The sequence below is a fragment of the Mycolicibacterium stellerae genome, from assembly GCF_003719305.1.
Lineage (GTDB): Bacteria > Actinomycetota > Actinomycetes > Mycobacteriales > Mycobacteriaceae > Mycobacterium > Mycobacterium stellerae.
Genome location: NZ_RARC01000001.1, coordinates 251215 through 265931, shown reverse-complemented (window position 1 = coordinate 265931; position 14717 = coordinate 251215). Strand labels below are relative to the sequence as shown.

The window sequence follows — 14717 nt, the reverse complement described above, 5'->3', positions numbered from 1 at the left end:
CGCTGTATGGCATTTCTGCTGCGTGTGGCAGTGACCGGCTTCGCTCTGTGGATAGTCACGCTGCTGGTTTCCGGTATCGATTTCGTCGGCGGTGACACCACCCTGCAACGGGTCGGAATCATCCTGTTCGTCGCGCTCGTCTTCGGTCTGGTCAACGCGGTCATCAAGCCGATCGTCCAGATCATCTCCTTCCCGCTCTACATCCTCACGCTCGGCCTGATCCACATCGTCATCAACGCATTGATGTTGTGGATCACCTCGTGGATCACCGAGCACACCACGCACTGGGGTCTGTACATCGACGACTTCTGGTGGACGGCGATCTGGGCGGCGATCGTGCTGTCGATCGTCAGCTGGGTGCTGTCGCTGGTGGTCGGCGACACCAAACGTCTCACGCGCGCTTGAGGTTTCGCTAGCGGGCCAGTGTCGCGACACTCTCGATCGCCCGGTCGACCTCGTCCTCGGTGTTGTAGTAGTGCGGCGAGAGACGGACCAGCGGGTGCACACCGCGGATGTCGAACTGGTTGTGGTCGGGCACCGTCGTGCTGACATTGATCCGCTGCGCCGCCAGTGCTTCCGCCACAGACGTGCTGGCCACACCCGCGACCTTCGCCGTCACGATCGCGCATCGCTCGCGGCCGAGATCGTGCACCGTCACGCCGTCGACCGCGGCCAGACCGTCGCGCAATCGCACGCCGAGGTTGCTACTGCGCGTTGAGATCTCGGCCAGCCCGAGATCGAGCGCCTGGCGCACCGCGACGCCGAGGCCGACGATGTTGACGTAGCTGTTCTCCCAGGTCTCGAACCGCTGCGCGCCCTCGGCCCAGGTGAACGAGCGCCCCCCGTCCCAGGTGGCGGAACGAATCTCGGCGACGAACGGCTCGAGCCGGTCGATCGCTCGTGGTCCCGCGTACAGGAACCCGGTGCCGCGAGGTCCGCGGAGGAACTTCCGGCCCGTGCCGGTCAACATGTCACACCGGACGGCGTGCACGTCAATCGGAAACTGCCCGACCACCTGGGTGGCGTCGAGCAGGAACAGGGCGTCCGCCTCCTGGGCGATTCTGCCGATCTCTGCGGCCGGATTCACCAGACCGCTCGCGGTCGGAACCCAGCTCAGGCCGATTAGCTTCGTCCGCTCGTCGACGAGGTCGGTCAGCGCGGCGACGTCGAGCTGTCCGCTGTCGTCATCGGGTACGACGACGACCTCGGCGCCGGTGCGCTGCGAAACCTGGAGGTAGGCAAGCACGTTGCTGCCGTACTCGCTGCGGCCGGTCAGGATGCGGTCGCCTGCGGCGAGCGGCACCGAGTAGAAGGCGGCGTTCCACGCGTGCGTCGAGTTGTCGAACAGCGCGATCTCCGGCGCGGAGGCGCCGAGGAGTTCGGCGACTGCACGGTAGGTCTCGTCGATCTGGCTCGCGGCCGCCTCAGCCGCCTCGTACCCGCCGATCTGCGCCTCGAGCTGCAACTGGTGGGTCATGGCGGCGATCGTCGGGGCGCTGAGCAGGCCCGCGCCCGCATTGTTGAGGTGGTTGCGGTGCTGGCAGCCGGGGGTCAGAGCGCGCAGTTCAGCGATGTTCATGCCGTCAGACGTCATCTCCGGAAGGGTAAGGCAGACTGGTTTCATGCCGGAACTGCCCGAGGTCGAGGCCCTGGCCGACCACCTCCGTCGGCACGCCGTCGGCCTCACCGTCGGACGCGTCGACGTGTCCGCCCTATCCGTACTCAAGACGTTCGATCCGCCGACGACCGCGCTACACGGCCGCGACGTCACCGGCGCCAACCGGTGGGGCAAGTATCTCGGTTTGCAGGTGGGTGGCCTTCATCTGATCACGCATCTGTCTAGGGCGGGCTGGCTGCGCTGGTCCGATCGGTTGGCCCCGGCGCCGCTCAAGCCGGGCAAGGGGCCGATCGCGCTACGGGTGCACTTGAAAAATCCGAGCACACCGGACGAAAGCGTCGGATTCGATCTGACCGAGGCCGGCACCCAGAAGCGGTTGGCGGTCTGGCTGGTCGACGACCCCGCGAAGGTCCCCGGGATCGCCGCGCTCGGCCCGGACGCGCTGGATCTTTCGCGCGACGGCTTGGCAGAGGTGCTCGCGACGCAGGGCGGCCGGGTCAAGACCGTCATCACCGACCAGAAGGTGATCGCGGGCATCGGCAACGCCTACAGCGACGAGATCCTGCACGTGGCCAAGCTGTCGCCGTTCGCGACGGCCAACAAACTGACCGCCGCGCAGCTCGCGGCGCTGCACGACGCGATGATCTCGGTGCTCACCGACGCCGTGTCGCGGTCGGTCGGACAGCAGGCGGCGACGTTGAAGGGCGAGAAGCGTTCGGGCCTGCGGGTACATGCCCGTACCGGCCTGCCGTGTCCGGTGTGCGGCGACACGGTGCGCGAAGTGTCGTTCGCCGACAAGTCTTTTCAGTACTGCCCGACCTGCCAGACCGGCGGCAAGGTGCTCGCCGACCGGCGCTTGTCGCGACTGCTCAAGTAGCCGGGCAATAGGACCGCGTCGCCGACGACAACGCCTGCCGGTACAGCGGATCGAGTCGACGTTCGGTGGCGACGGCGTCGGTCGCTTCGTGCAGCTCGGCCGAACATGTCAGGCTGTGCAGCGAATTCCATTGCAGCGCAATCTCGTCGACCATCGTCTTGTTGTATCCGTCGATCGCAGTGCGCGAGTCGGCCAGGTCTGGTGCGGTGGTCGGTGCGGTCGGCGGGTCGAACTTCCACTGCCCGAATCGGGTGTACTGGATGCCTTCGGTGGCATTGATCTGGTCGGTGAAGACCGTCCGCACGTACCGCGGTTCGATGCCGTGGGCGGTGGCGTCGGCCCCGACAGCGTCCAGCACCTGGTTGGCGCGCTGCACATCGGTGATGGGGCCGCCGTTGATCCACTTCGACGCCGCGACGGGATCTGCGGTCGCCAGCCGCTGCGCGGCCGTGTCGACGAGGCGGTACAGCGGGTTCACGGGCTCGGCGCCTGCGGTGGCGGGAAACGCGCCCACCAGCAGCGACCCGGCCACCAGCAGCAAAGCAGTTCGATTACGACTCATCGCTCCATCATGCTTAGGCTATCCGGGTGACTCGCCAGAAAATCTTGATCACAGGTGCCAGCTCCGGATTGGGCGCGGGCATGGCACGGGCATTCGCCGCCATGGGTCGCGACCTCGCACTGTGCGCCCGACGCCTTGACCGGCTCGACGAGCTCAAGGCCGAGCTGACCGAGCGGCACCCCGGAATCACCGTCGCCGTAGCGACGCTCGACGTCAACGACCACGAGCAGGTGCCGAAGGTGTTCGCCGAGCTGGAAGACCGGCTGGGCGGCATCGACCGCGTCATCGTCAACGCGGGCATCGGCAAGGGCGCTCCGCTGGGATCGGGCAAGCTGTGGGCCAACAAGCAGACCATCGAGACGAATCTGGTCGCAGCGCTGGTCCAGATCGAAACCGCCATCGAGATGTTCACCAATGGCGGCGGCGGGCACCTGGTACTGATCTCATCCGTGCTCGGCAACAAGGGGGTGCCCGGCGTCAAGGCCGCCTACGCCGCGAGCAAGGCGGGCGTGTCGTCGCTGGGCGAATCGCTGCGCGCCGAGTATCCAAGCGGCCCGATCAAGGTGACGGTCCTTGAGCCCGGCTACATCGAATCGGAGATGACGGCCAAGTCGGGTTCGACGATGTTGATGGTCGACAACGAGACCGGAACCAAGGCGATGGTCAACGCCATCGAGCGCGAAACCGGCCGGGCGGCGGTGCCGTGGTGGCCATGGGGGCCGCTGGTGCAGCTGATGAAGGTGTTACCACCGCGCCTGACGAAGCCGTTTGCTTAGACAAACTTAAGGTTTAGGAATTCCGCGGTCGCGGGTAGCCAAAATGCATGAACGCGACACTGAAAAAAGCAATGACGTCCATGTTGTTCGCGGGCGCTGCGGCATCGTCGATCGCGCTCGCACCGATTGCCGCCGCAGACGACCCGCCACCCCCGCCGCCGTGCTTCAACCCAGACGGCACGCCATGCGCACCCGCGGCTGGACCCGAGGGTGCAGGCGCTGAAGTGCCCGGCGGACCTGGCGCGATGGCGCATCCCGACGGCACCGGTTCGGCCAGCATTCCCGGCGGGCCGTGGGCCGTTTTCGGCCCCGGCGGCGCTGAAGCCTGTGTCCCCGGTGGCCCGTGTCGGGTCGTGACACCGTAACTCTGGCAAACCTGTAGTCCGACAATCGAATAGCGCCTGACAAACGCGGCGACAGCACGATCGACGGTGCTGTTGTCGCGTTCGTCGTTTTGGTGGTAAACCAAGATCATGATGGCGAAAATTACGCGACTGATACCCGTGCTGTTCGCCGGTGCCGCTGCGTCTGCTGCGGTCGCGCTTGCCCCGGCCGCCGGTGCGGATCCACCACCTCCGCCGCCGTGTGTGAACGCCGACGGCTCGGCGTGTTCGGGCCTCGGAAACATCAACGCGGGCGGTGCCGACATCAACATCCCGTACGGCCCGAGCGCATCGGCCGACCGCGGCGGTGCGACCGGGGATGTCCCCTACGGCCCGTTTGGTTCCGCCGACGGCGGTGGGGCAAGCGGCGGGTTCTGGAACGGGCCGACCGGCGCGGCCGATCGCGGCGGTGCCAGTGCCTGCGTGCCGAACGTGGGCTGCCTCAGCATCCCCGCGCCGTAGCGGGCCCACTGCCTGAGTTCTTGACGTGAAACCGCACTCAGGCCGTTCTACCGCGCTCGGCGCGGTAGTGCCGCACGAGCGCGTCGGTTGAGCTGTCCGACTGCTTGGGCGGCGACGCATCACCGGTGAGCACCGGCAGCAGCGCCTTCGCCTGCGTCTTGCCCAGCTCCACACCCCACTGGTCGAACGAGTCGATGCCCCAGATGACACCCTCGGTGAACACTTCGTGTTCGTAGAGCGCGATCAGCTGGCCGATGATCGACGGCGTCAACTGGGTGCCGAGGATCGACGTCGACGGTCGGTTGCCCGGCATCACCTTGTGCGGCACCACCTCTGGCGGTGTGCCCTCCGCGGCGATCTCCTCGGCGGTCTTGCCGAAGGCCAGCACCTGCGTCTGCGCGAAGAAGTTGCTCATCAACAGGTCGTGCATGCTGCCGGTGCCGTCGGCGGTGGCCAGGTCGTCGGTAGGCTGGCTGAACCCGATGAAGTCGGCGGGGATCAGGCGCGTGCCCTGGTGCAGCAGTTGGTAGAACGCGTGCTGGCCGTTGGTTCCCGGTTCGCCCCAGAATATCTCGCCGGTGTCGGTGGTGACAGGCGACCCGTCGGCGTGCACGGACTTGCCGTTGGACTCCATCGTCAGCTGCTGCAGATAGGCGGCGAAGCGGGACATGTCGTTGGAGTAGGGCAGCACCGCGCGCGACTGGGCGCCGAAGAAGTTGTTGTACCAGAGCCCGATAAGGCCAAGCAGCGCAGGCGCATTCGCCTCCAGCGGCGCGGTCTTGAAGTGTTCGTCGACGATATGGAAGCCGGCGAGGAATTCGGCGAACCGCTCCTTGCCGATGGCCGCCATCACCGAAAGGCCGATCGCCGAGTCGACCGAGTACCGGCCGCCGACCCAATCCCAGAAGCCGAACATGTTGTCGGTGTTGATGCCGAATTCGTCGACGAGCTTCTTGTTCGTCGACACCGCGACGAAATGCTTGGACACCGCGGCGTCGCCGAGTACATCGGTCAGCCACCGCCGCGCTGCCGTCGCATTCGTCAGCGTCTCCAGCGTGGAGAACGTCTTCGACGCGACGATGAAAAGCGTTGTGGCAGGCTCGAGTCCGGCCAACTTCGCCACCAGGTCGGCGGGATCGACGTTGGAAACGAACCGGCACGAGATGCCCGCGTCGGCGTAGTGGCGCAGCGCGGCGTAGACCATCACCGGCCCCAGGTCGGAGCCTCCGATGCCGATGTTGACGACGGTGGTGATCCGCTCGCCCGTCGCGCCGGTCCACTCGCCGCTGCGCAGCCGGTCGGTGAACTCACCCATCCGGTCCAGCACCTCGTGCACGTCGGTCACGACGTCCTGGCCGTCGACGGTCAACTCGACGCCCCGCGGCTGCCGAAGCGCGGTGTGCAGGACGGCGCGGTCCTCGGAGGTGTTGATGTGCACGCCGGAGAACATCGCGTCGCGGTGTTGCTCGAGGCCGGCGGCCGTCGCGAGATCGATCAGCAGTCTCAGCGTTTCGCGGGTGATCCGGTGCTTGCTGTAGTCGATGTAGAGGTCGCCGACTGTCAATGCCAGTTCGGTACCGCGGGCCGGATCCTCGTCGAACAGTTCGCGGATATGTTTGTCTCGAATCTGATCGTGATGCCGTGCCAGGGCCTGCCATGCTGGGGTGGCCGAGATGTCCGGGATGTGCTGCAAGTCGGCGGTCATACTCCCGACCCTAGTGCGGCTAATTGACCAAAGGTGTAAGAGGGAGTTATGGATAAGAACGCGCTGCTGAAGTCAGTTCCCACCGGCCTGTGGATCGGCGGGGAGGAGCGTGAGGCGTCGTCGACGTTCGACGTCCTCGACCCGTCCGACGACTCGGTGCTGACCTCGGTCGCCAACGCCACAGCAGAGGACGCGATCGCCGCGCTCGATGCCGCGGCCGGGGTGCAGGCGGAATGGGCGGCAACGCCGCCACGCGAACGCGGCGAGGTGCTGCGGGCGGTGTTCGAGAAGATCAGCGAACGCGCCGAGGACATCGCCACGTTGATGACGTTGGAGATGGGCAAGGTGCTGCCCGAGAGCATGGGCGAGGTCAAATACGGCTCGGAGTTCTTCCGCTGGTTCGCCGAAGAGGCCGTGCGCATCCACGGCCGCTACACGCCGAGCCCGGCAGGCACCGGTCGCATCATCGTCACCAAGCAGGCCGTCGGGCCCTGCTACGCGATCACCCCGTGGAACTTCCCGCTGGCGATGGGCACCCGCAAGATCGGGCCCGCGGTGGCGGCCGGCTGCACGATGATCGTCAAGCCCGCCCAGGAGACACCGCTGACGATGCTGCTGCTGGCCAAGCTGATGGACGAGGCGGGCCTGCCAAAGGGCGTGCTTTCGGTGCTGCCCACGAAGCACCCCGGCGAGGTGACCACCGCTCTGATCGACGACGGCCGCCTGCGCAAACTGACCTTCACCGGCTCGACGGGCGTTGGCAAGGCGCTGGCAAAGCAGGCATCCGATGCGCTGCTTCGACAGTCGATGGAGCTGGGCGGCAACGCCCCGTTCGTGGTGTTCGACGACGCCGACGTGGACGCCGCCGTCGACGGCGCGATCCTGGCCAAGATGCGCAATGGCGGCGAAGCCTGCACGGCGGCCAACCGCTTCCACGTCGCCAACTCCGTGCGCGAGGAGTTCACCGAGAAGCTGGTCAAGCGGATGAGCGAGTTCACCGTCGGGAACGGCCTCGACTCGTCGTCCACGCTCGGCCCGCTGATCAACGCCAAGCAGGTGGCCACCGTCGCCGACCTGGTGTCCGACGCCGTCTCGCGGGGTGCAACCGTCGCCGTCGGCGGCGTCGCACCCGGCGGCCCCGGCAACTTCTACCCCGCCACGGTGCTGGCCGACGTGCCCGCCGACGCCCGCATCCTCAAGGAGGAGGTCTTCGGGCCGGTCGCCCCGATCACCGGTTTCGATACCGAGGAGGAGGGCGTGGCCGCCGCCAACGACACCGAGTACGGCCTGGCCGCCTACATCTACACCCGCGACCTCGACCGCGCCCTTCGGGTCTCCGAGGGCATCGAGGCCGGCATGGTCGGCGTCAACCGCGGAGTGATCTCCGACCCGGCCGCGCCGTTCGGCGGCGTCAAGGAATCCGGCTTCGGCAGGGAAGGCGGATTCGAGGGCATCGACGAGTACCTCGAGACGAAGTACATAGCGCTGACCAAGTAGCGATCTGGGCCCAACCCGCGAGCAGACGCAAAAGCTCCCCGGCGCTCGGCGTGTCGGGGACTTTTGCGTCTGCTCGCGCGGGAAAGATTCCATCGGTGAGTGGCCACCGGTGGGTCGCGCCGCCCGAGCGCGCCGTCGATCGGGGCGCCCCGAGGGCGTCGCCTCGACCTCGGCGTGGCACCGGCGGTCCGGCAGGCATCCCTGCGCTGGACGGCATCCGCGCGTTGGCGGTCGCGCTTGTGCTCGCCGATCACGGCGGAATCCCCGGCGTTCCCGGCGGATTCATCGGCGTCGACGTGTTCTTCGTGCTTAGCGGATTCCTGATCACCTCGCTGCTTCTCGAGGAGCTTGGCCGCACCGGCGGGATAGACCTGCCTGCGTTCTGGGTGCGCCGCGCCCGACGGCTGCTGCCTGCGTTGATCGTCGTCGTGATGACGGTCGTCGTACTGCGCGAAGTGTTCCCGTCCGAAGCGGTCAGCGCCGTGCGCGACGACGCCGTCGCCGCCTTCTTCTGGGCAGCCAACTGGGTCTTCGTGTTCCGCCGCACGGACTACTTCACGCAGGGCGACCCGCCGTCGCCGCTGCAGCACACCTGGTCGCTCGCGGTCGAGGAGCAGTACTACGTCGTGTGGCCGCTGGTGCTGGTGGCCGTCGCCGTGCTGCTCGCGTTGCTCACCAGGCACCGAGACACCCGGCCGAAGCTGCGGACCGTCCGGATGGCCGTCGCGGGCATCGCCATCGCGGGTGCGGCGGCGTCGGCGGCCGCGGCGCTCCTGATGGTGTCGGACTCGTCGCTCAACCGCGTCTACTTCGGCACCGACACCCGCGTGCAGGCGCTGCTCGTCGGCGCCGCCGCGGCAGCGCTGTTGGTGCGCGACTGGTCGGAGCTGGCCCGCTACGGCAGGCAGATCCGGCCGCGCTGGGGCCGCTGGATCGCGCAGATACTCCCGGTCATCGGGCTGACGATGCTCGGGGTCGTCGCGCACTTCGCGACCGGCACCGCCCCTGAGTTCCGCCGCGGACTGCTGACCGTGGTGGCCGTCGCTGCGGTCTTCATCGTCGCCCCGGTGGCGCTGGAGCAGCGCGGGCTCGTCGCGCGGGTGCTTGCGCTTCCGCCGCTGGTGTGGCTTGGCATGATCTCCTACGGCGTGTACCTGTGGCACTGGCCGGTATTCCTCGCGCTCAACGGCGAACGCACCGGCCTGACGGGCATGGAGCTGTTCGCGGTCCGGGCGCTCGCGACGGTGACTCTGGCCGCGATGTCGTGGTGGCTGATCGAGCAGCCGATCAAGCGCTGGCGGCCGGTGCATGTTCCGCAGCTGCGGCTTGCCGTCGCGACGTTGGCGACCGCTGCGGTCGCGACGATGGTCGTGGTGCCTGTCGACATCAAGCAGGCCGGTGAAGGCCGCCAGGGTCCCGACGTCCTCGCCGCCGCCGTGCAGCCGGAGGTGCCGGTCGAGATCGGCGGGAACGCTGCACCTGCGCCGGGTACCCGCACGGTCGCGGTGTTCGGGGACTCGATGGCGTGGACGATGATGCGCTACCTGCCGCCGACGCCGGGGTTCAAGTTCATCGACTACACCACCATCGGTTGCGGCATCGCCCGCGGCGGGCCGTACCGGTCAACCGGCGAGACGCTCACCCAGAAGCCCGAATGCGAGACCTGGCCTGCCCGCTGGGCCCAGCGGATCAGCCACGCCAAGCCCGACGTTGTGCTGCTCATCATCGGCCGCTGGGAGACCGTCGACCGCGTCAACGAAGGGCACTGGACACACGTCGGCGATCCGGGCTTCGACGGGTACATCGCAGGCGAACTGCGCCGCGCGCTGGACATCCTCGGATCCACCGGCGCCCGCGTCGTCGTGACGACCACCCCGTACAACAGGCGCGGCGAACAGCCGGACGGGTCGCTCTACCCGGAGGACGAGCCCGATCGCGTCGACGAGTGGAACACCTTGTTGCGCCGTGTCGTCGGCCAGCGCAAGTACGCGTCCGTGCTCGATCTCAACGAGAAGCTGGGTCCCGACGGCGTTTACACCAACAGGATCGACGGCATCAAGATGCGTATCGACGGGCTGCACCCAACGCCGGAAGCGGTGAACTGGCTGACGCCGTGGCTCGAGAACGCGCTCCGCAAGTAGCGGTTTCGCTCAGTGGCCGAGGCGGCCGCGGCCAAGGCGCAGCAGCAGCATGGCGAGGTCCTTGCCCTCAGGGCCGAGCTCGCTGTAGCGCTCGATGACCTTCATCTCGCGGCTGTGCACCAGCCGGGTGCCGCCGGATGCCATCCTGGCCTTGCCGATGATCTGGGACACCTCGGTGCGACGCTTGACCGCCGCCAGGATCTCGGCGTCCAGCCGGTCGATCTCCAGGCGCAGATCGTCGATTTCGGCCACGGGTTCCGTTTCGATAGACATTGTGGGCTCCTCATTGTGTGGGGGTTGTGGTCTCATCCGGTTTCGGGCCTCACACAAGAAACGAGCCCCGGATCCGGTAGCGGACCGCGGGGCTCTTGGAAGCAGCTAAACCACGGGCACCGCTGGCCGGTACCCGTAGAAAAATCGATGCTGCCTGTTGAGCACCAAATAAGTGTGCCATCTCGGCCGCCGCCAGCGCAAAGAATGTCCGCGCGCAGCGGTAAGTTAGGACGGACATGAGTGTGCACGTAACCGACTCGGCCGCCGACCAGCTCCTCGACGGACTCAACCCCCAGCAGCGCCAAGCAGTCCTGCACGAAGGCTCGCCGCTGCTCATCGTGGCGGGCGCCGGATCGGGTAAGACGGCCGTGCTCACCCGCCGGATCGCCTATCTGCTGGCCGCCCGCGACGTCGGGGTCGGGCAGGTGCTGGCCATCACGTTCACCAACAAGGCGGCCGCCGAGATGCGCGAACGGGTCGTGTCGCTTGTCGGCCCGCGGGCCCGGTCGATGTGGGTGTCGACGTTCCACTCCACCTGCGTGCGTATCCTCCGCAATCAGGCGTCGCTGCTGCCGGGCCTCAAGTCCAACTTCTCGATCTATGACGCCGACGATTCACGCCGTCTGCTGCTGATGATCGGCAAGGACATGGGGCTCGACACCAAGCGGTACTCGCCGCGGCTGCTGGCCAACGGGATCTCGAACCTCAAAAACGAGCTGATCGGGCCCCAGCAGGCCGCGGCCGAGGCATCGGAGGCCGAAGAGGAGCTCGCCCGCATCATCGCCGAGGTCTTCGGTGAGTACCAGCGTCGGCTGCGCGCGGCCAACGCGCTGGACTTCGACGATCTCATCGGCGAGACAGTCGCTGTGCTGCAAGCCTTTCCGCAGATCGCCCAGTACTACCGGCGGCGCTTCCGGCACATCATGGTCGACGAGTACCAGGACACCAACCACGCGCAGTACGTGCTGGTGCGTGAGCTGGTAGGAGGCGGGGCCACCGAGTCCGACGGATCCGTCCCGCCTGCCGAACTGTGCGTCGTGGGCGACGCGGACCAGTCCATCTACGCGTTCCGCGGCGCGACCATTCGCAACATCGAAGACTTCGAACGCGACTACCCCAATGCCACAACGATTCTGCTCGAACAGAACTATCGCTCGACGCAGAACATCCTGACGGCGGCCAACTCCGTCATCGCCCGCAACAGCGGCCGCCGCGAGAAGCGGCTGTGGACCGACGCGGGCGAAGGCGAACTCATCGTCGGCTACGTCGCCGACAACGAGCACGACGAGGCGCGGTTCGTCGCCGAGGAGATCGACGCGCTGGTCGACGGCGCTAACGGTGCCGGCGACATCACCTACAACGACGTCGCGGTGTTCTATCGCACAAACAACTCGTCACGCGCCCTCGAAGAAGTGTTCATCCGGGCCGGAATCCCGTACAAAGTCGTTGGGGGCGTTCGCTTTTACGAGCGCAGGGAGATCCGCGACATCGTGGCCTATCTGAGGGTGCTCGACAACCCGGGCGACTCGGTCAGCATGCGGCGAATCCTGAACACCCCGCGGCGGGGGATCGGCGACCGGGCCGAAGCCTGCGTCGCTGTCTACGCCGAGAACACCGGCGCCAGCTTCAACGATGCCCTGCAGGCGGCCGCCGAAGGCAAGGTGCCGATGCTGAACACCCGCGCCGAGAAGTGCATCGGCGGCTTCGTCGAGATGCTCGACGAACTGCGTGGGCGTCTGGACGGCGAGCTGGGTGAGCTGGTCGAGGCGGTGCTGGACCGCACGGGATATCGCACGGAACTGGAGGCGTCCAGCGACCCGCAGGATTTGGCCCGGTTGGATAACCTGAACGAATTAGTCAGCGTCGCACACGAATTCAGCATCGACCTGGCGAATGCCGAGGCGTTGGGAACGGATCTGGACGACGAGGACGTGCCCGACACCAGTGTGCTTGCGCAGTTCCTCGAGCGGGTGTCGCTCGTCGCCGACGCCGACGACCTGCCCGAGCACGGCGCAGGCGTGGTGACCATGATGACGCTGCACACCGCCAAAGGGTTGGAGTTCCCCGTCGTGTTCGTGACCGGCTGGGAGGACGGTATGTTCCCGCATATGCGAGCGCTCGGCGATCCCACCGAACTGTCCGAGGAACGGCGACTGGCCTACGTCGGCATAACCCGTGCGCGCCAACGACTTTACGTGAGCCGCGCCAAGGTCCGCTCGTCATGGGGTCAGCCGATGCTCAACCCCGAGTCGCGGTTCCTTCGCGAGATCCCGCAGGAGCTCATCGACTGGCGGCGCGTCGATCCCGCGCCGTCATTGTCGGCGCCGGTCAGCGGGGCGGGTCGCTTCGGCACGCCCCGGCCGTCGCCTACCCGCTCGGCGGCGGGCAAGCGCGCCTTGATCGTGCTGGAGCCGGGGGATCGCGTCACCCACGACAAGTACGGCCTCGGGCGGGTGGAGGAGGTCTCCGGGATGGGCGAATCCGCCATGTCGCTGATCGACTTCGGCAGTGCCGGGCGCGTGAAGCTGATGCACAACCACGCTCCGGTATCGAAGCTCTAGCCGCGCAGGCGATACGGCCGGGCGCGGTGCGCCCACGCCGCCCATCCGGACGAGGCCGCCCATCCGTACGGGGTTTGAGATGCGGGCACCGCGATGCGCGAACACTCGGCGCGCGATTACGGCCGGGCCCACCGCGCGGTGGCGGGTAGCAGCGCCAGCACGATCGTGATCACCGGAAGCGCGGGTATCGCGTAAACCAGGGGCGCCAGCTTCGCGCCGGCGATGAACAGGCTCGCGAAGATCATCAGCCCGATCACCGAACCGACGACGACAAGCGTCCTTGCCATCCGGCGTCGAAGCAGAAGCGCGATCAACCCGCTGATCAGGGCACCCGCGGAGACCAACGTCAGGAATCCGACAGCGACACAGAACAGCCGGTCCGACGACCACCAGCCGGTGATCAGGTCGGTGGCGATGACCGCGGTGGCCCAGCCGCTGACGATCGAGAAGACCGCCGTCGCGGCCGCCATTTTCGGCCGCGCTGTCCGGCGCCCGCGGATCGATACCGGCGTGGCCCGCGGGAAGTAGGTGGTCGGCTGCTCCGGGTGGCTGCCGGAACTGATGTGCGTGGTGTGCGGTTCGTCGAGAGTGGGCAGTGACCCCGTCGGCGCACGCCGGATGATGCTGGTCTTGGGCGCGGACAACCCGTCGGAGGGCGGAGCAGAATCCTCTTCGGACTCATCGGGAAGGTCCGGTTCGGTCACACCTACGGAGAGTAGCTGCCGGGGCTGAGACCCCGTTTGGCCAGCCAGCCGACCGGGTCAATGCGGTCGGTGCCGTTCAGAAGCACCTCGAAGTGGCAGTGCGGGCCGGTCGAGTTGCCTCGGTTGCCGATTGTGGCGATCTGGTCGCCTGCCCAGACTCGCTGGCCGATGCTGACGGTCCAGGTGTTGACGTGGCCGTAGAGCGTGACGGTGCCGTCCGCGTGCCGCAGCTTGACCCATGCGCCGTAGCCGGCGGTCGGACCCACGTCGATCACGACGCCGTCGGCGGCGGCGACGATCGGGGTGCCGATCGAGTTGGCGATGTCGATGCCGCCGTGCAGCACGCCCCAGCGATAGCCGAAGCCGGAGGTGAATACGCCCTTCGTCGGCATCACGAACAGCGGGCGCTGTAGCCGCGCCTCCCGCTCGGCCCGCTCCTGGGCGAATGCGGCCGCCTTGGTGATCTCCTCGGCGTGCACAACGGCTTCGGTGGCCGATGCGACCGTCACCACCTGCATCCCGTCGGTGGAGCCGGCGATGGCGCCCGCGGCGAGCGTCGACTGATCTGAGGCCAGCACGGTGTCGGTGGTTGTGGTGTCGGAGTTGTTCATCACCGAGTGCGCGGCGGCCGCGGTGGCGCCTGCGGCCATCGCCGCGATCATCAGCCTGCCCTTGACCGCGGTGGCGGTCTCCTTGCGGTGCTGGGCGGCACGGCGGGCGGTGATGTCGATGATGTCGGTGGCCGCCATGCCGTCGCTGACGTCGGTCTTGCTGTCGCGGTACGCGTGCGTTGTATTTCGCGCCCCGCGCGACGACGAGCCGCGCTCTTCGCGCACGTCGGGCCGGAATTCCGACGGCACGACGAGGCGCATCGGGATCAGGTCGTCGGTGTCGGCCATGTCGTCCAGCTCGGGCGCGTGCATGACCTGGCATTCGCGATCGAACGCGGAACTGTGATGAAACTCCAGGTCAGACAGCTTTCCGAACTCATTGAAAGGAATGATGTCGGTGATTTCAGTGGCTTCGGGGTCAACCCATCTATTGCGAGCGTTCGACGCGCCTCCGGAAGGAGATTCGAAAGAACGGTGCCCCGCCAACCTGAATCCTTATTGTCGTGACCGGAACGTTATCTAGACCGGTAGACGTTAACCAAATCCC

At 67.2% G+C, this 14717-nt stretch carries 14 protein-coding genes; 8 read left to right on the top strand and 6 right to left on the bottom strand.

Annotated features, from left to right (window positions below):
* The first annotated feature begins 6 nt into the window (after positions 1-6).
* On the top strand, positions 7-405 hold the full coding sequence (locus D6M19_RS01270; protein ID WP_123023338.1) for a phage holin family protein: 399 nt from the start codon (positions 7-9) through the stop codon (positions 403-405).
* 7 nt (positions 406-412) lie between these two features.
* Here D6M19_RS01270 and D6M19_RS01265 read toward each other — a convergent pair whose 3' ends face one another.
* Positions 413-1594, bottom strand: a complete 1182-nt coding sequence (locus tag D6M19_RS01265; protein WP_206428413.1) for an aminotransferase class V-fold PLP-dependent enzyme — start codon at positions 1592-1594, stop codon at positions 413-415.
* 28 nt (positions 1595-1622) lie between these two features.
* Between D6M19_RS01265 and D6M19_RS01260 the strand changes: the two genes are divergently transcribed.
* On the top strand, positions 1623-2495 hold the full coding sequence (locus D6M19_RS01260; protein WP_123023336.1) for an Fpg/Nei family DNA glycosylase: 873 nt from the start codon (positions 1623-1625) through the stop codon (positions 2493-2495).
* Here the strand turns inward: D6M19_RS01260 and D6M19_RS01255 are convergent.
* Positions 2488-3057: a chorismate mutase gene (locus D6M19_RS01255; protein ID WP_123023335.1), complete on the bottom strand. Its 570-nt coding sequence runs from the start codon at positions 3055-3057 to the stop codon at positions 2488-2490. The two genes, D6M19_RS01260 and D6M19_RS01255, sit on opposite strands and share 8 nt — an antisense overlap.
* 26 nt (positions 3058-3083) lie before the next feature.
* Between D6M19_RS01255 and D6M19_RS01250 the strand changes: the two genes are divergently transcribed.
* The 3 genes from D6M19_RS01250 to D6M19_RS01240 all read left to right on the top strand — a co-directional run bounded on the left by D6M19_RS01250 (position 3084) and on the right by D6M19_RS01240 (position 4678).
* Positions 3084-3833: an SDR family oxidoreductase gene (locus tag D6M19_RS01250; RefSeq protein WP_123023334.1), complete on the top strand. Its 750-nt coding sequence runs from the start codon at positions 3084-3086 to the stop codon at positions 3831-3833.
* 47 nt (positions 3834-3880) lie between these two features.
* Positions 3881-4198: a hypothetical protein gene (locus tag D6M19_RS34100; protein ID WP_164478278.1), complete on the top strand. Its 318-nt coding sequence runs from the start codon at positions 3881-3883 to the stop codon at positions 4196-4198.
* A gap of 108 nt (positions 4199-4306) precedes the next feature.
* A complete protein-coding gene (locus tag D6M19_RS01240; RefSeq protein WP_123023332.1) occupies positions 4307-4678 on the top strand; it encodes a hypothetical protein in 372 nt (123 codons plus the stop codon).
* A 37-nt stretch (positions 4679-4715) separates the two neighbouring features.
* Here the strand turns inward: D6M19_RS01240 and pgi are convergent, their stop codons facing one another.
* Positions 4716-6383: a glucose-6-phosphate isomerase gene (pgi, locus tag D6M19_RS01235; RefSeq protein ID WP_123023331.1), complete on the bottom strand. Its 1668-nt coding sequence runs from the start codon at positions 6381-6383 to the stop codon at positions 4716-4718.
* Positions 6384-6431: 48 nt separating this feature from the next.
* Between pgi and D6M19_RS01230 the strand changes: the two genes are divergently transcribed.
* The gene (locus D6M19_RS01230) at positions 6432-7880 is read left to right on the top strand and encodes an NAD-dependent succinate-semialdehyde dehydrogenase (RefSeq protein ID WP_123023330.1); all 1449 of its coding nucleotides are present in this window, start codon (positions 6432-6434) and stop codon (positions 7878-7880) included.
* Positions 7881-7966: 86 nt separating this feature from the next.
* Positions 7967-10021 (top strand): SGNH/GDSL hydrolase family protein, encoded by a 2055-nt coding sequence (locus D6M19_RS01225; RefSeq protein WP_407665285.1) that lies wholly within the window; start codon positions 7967-7969, stop codon positions 10019-10021.
* Positions 10022-10030: 9 nt separating this feature from the next.
* Here D6M19_RS01225 and D6M19_RS01220 read toward each other — a convergent pair whose 3' ends face one another.
* Complete coding sequence (locus D6M19_RS01220) at positions 10031-10330, bottom strand: chorismate mutase (RefSeq protein WP_123023329.1); 300 nt, start codon at positions 10328-10330, stop codon at positions 10031-10033.
* A 200-nt stretch (positions 10331-10530) separates the two neighbouring features.
* Here D6M19_RS01220 and pcrA point away from each other — a divergent pair, with 200 nt between their 5' ends.
* Positions 10531-12855 (top strand): DNA helicase PcrA, encoded by a 2325-nt coding sequence (gene pcrA / locus D6M19_RS01210; RefSeq protein ID WP_123023328.1) that lies wholly within the window; start codon positions 10531-10533, stop codon positions 12853-12855.
* 116 nt (positions 12856-12971) lie between these two features.
* Here the strand turns inward: pcrA and D6M19_RS01205 are convergent, their stop codons facing one another.
* Both D6M19_RS01205 and D6M19_RS01200 read right to left on the bottom strand, forming a co-directional pair.
* Positions 12972-13559, bottom strand: a complete 588-nt coding sequence (locus D6M19_RS01205; RefSeq protein ID WP_407665279.1) for a hypothetical protein — start codon at positions 13557-13559, stop codon at positions 12972-12974.
* Positions 13560-13561: 2 nt separating this feature from the next.
* On the bottom strand, positions 13562-14656 hold the full coding sequence (locus D6M19_RS01200) for a M23 family metallopeptidase (protein WP_164478277.1): 1095 nt from the start codon (positions 14654-14656) through the stop codon (positions 13562-13564).
* Positions 14657-14717: the final 61 nt, after the last annotated feature.

Coding starts and splice junctions, on each gene's coding strand:
- D6M19_RS34100 (WP_164478278.1), top strand. CDS start 3,881: ATGAACGCGACACTGAAAAAAGCAATGACGTCCATGTTGTTCGCGGGC.
- D6M19_RS01230 (WP_123023330.1), top strand. CDS start 6,432: ATGGATAAGAACGCGCTGCTGAAGTCAGTTCCCACCGGCCTGTGGATC.
- D6M19_RS01240 (WP_123023332.1), top strand. CDS start 4,307: ATGATGGCGAAAATTACGCGACTGATACCCGTGCTGTTCGCCGGTGCC.
- D6M19_RS01260 (WP_123023336.1), top strand. CDS start 1,623: ATGCCGGAACTGCCCGAGGTCGAGGCCCTGGCCGACCACCTCCGTCGG.
- pgi (WP_123023331.1), bottom strand. CDS start 6,383: ATGACCGCCGACTTGCAGCACATCCCGGACATCTCGGCCACCCCAGCA.
- D6M19_RS01265 (WP_206428413.1), bottom strand. CDS start 1,594: ATGACGTCTGACGGCATGAACATCGCTGAACTGCGCGCTCTGACCCCC.
- D6M19_RS01220 (WP_123023329.1), bottom strand. CDS start 10,330: ATGAGACCACAACCCCCACACAATGAGGAGCCCACAATGTCTATCGAA.
- pcrA (WP_123023328.1), top strand. CDS start 10,531: ATGAGTGTGCACGTAACCGACTCGGCCGCCGACCAGCTCCTCGACGGA.
- D6M19_RS01270 (WP_123023338.1), top strand. CDS start 7: ATGGCATTTCTGCTGCGTGTGGCAGTGACCGGCTTCGCTCTGTGGATA.
- D6M19_RS01255 (WP_123023335.1), bottom strand. CDS start 3,057: ATGAGTCGTAATCGAACTGCTTTGCTGCTGGTGGCCGGGTCGCTGCTG.